The organism is Helicobacter sp. 13S00482-2 (genome assembly GCF_002272795.1).
GTDB lineage: Bacteria > Campylobacterota > Campylobacteria > Campylobacterales > Helicobacteraceae > Helicobacter_J.
The window spans coordinates 1-847 of sequence record NZ_MLAT01000058.1 but is presented as its reverse complement, the minus strand read 5'-3'; the positions used below and the strand labels follow the sequence as shown (position 1 = coordinate 847).

Here is an 847-nt window from a genome sequence, read left to right as displayed (position 1 = left end):
TAATCACATTCCTATCATCAACATCTCTTCTCCTAATCCTAGAGGTATCTCTAATAATTACTTCAAAGAATTCAATGTCAATAAAGAAGGTCTCATCCTCAATAATTCAAAAGATCTATTCACTCTTTCAGAACTAGCAGGTCTTATTAATGGCAATATTCATCTTAAAGACAAAGAAGCTTCACTCATTTTAAATCAAATCACAGGAGATCATCTCTCAACCTTACTAGGTTTCATAGAAATAGCAGGTAGAAAAGCAGATCTCATCATTGCCAATCCTAATGGAATCACTTGCAATGGATGTGGATTCATCAATAGCTCTTCTAGTACTTTAAGTACAGGAAGTATATCTTTAGAAGAAATCAATAAACTAAATGATCTTAAAGATCTCAATAACCACTTAACCATGATGGTTCAAAGAGGACATATCAACATAGAAGCACTCAATGCTTCTAATATCCCTATTTTGAATTTGATTGCAAGATCTCTAAAAGTAAAAGGTGATCTCTTAGCCAATTCCCTTCATATGATTTTAGGAAGCAATCAAGTACAAATAGATCTATCCAAACAATCTTCTATCTTGCTTTATGAACCCATAGAGATAACAGATGAAGCAACATCTAAAACTAAAATCGCTTTAGCTTTAGATGTTGCTTATCTGGGTTCTATTGTTTCTAAATCCATCTATCTAGTAGCTACAGAAGAAGGAATCGGAGTGAAGAATTCTGGAAGAATTGCTATGATGGCATCAGAACAAGAAGGAGATGGAGGATTTATCATTGATGTCAATGGCAAGGTAGAGATCTCTAAACCCAAAGAAGCTTATGAAGCTTACAAACAAGAACAA

General features: G+C 33.8%; 1 protein-coding gene. It reads left to right on the top strand.

The genetic code is table 11. The features are described from left to right. A partial coding sequence (locus BKH42_RS09080; protein WP_143428621.1) for a filamentous hemagglutinin N-terminal domain-containing protein occupies window positions 1–847 on the top strand: 847 nt, incomplete at both ends.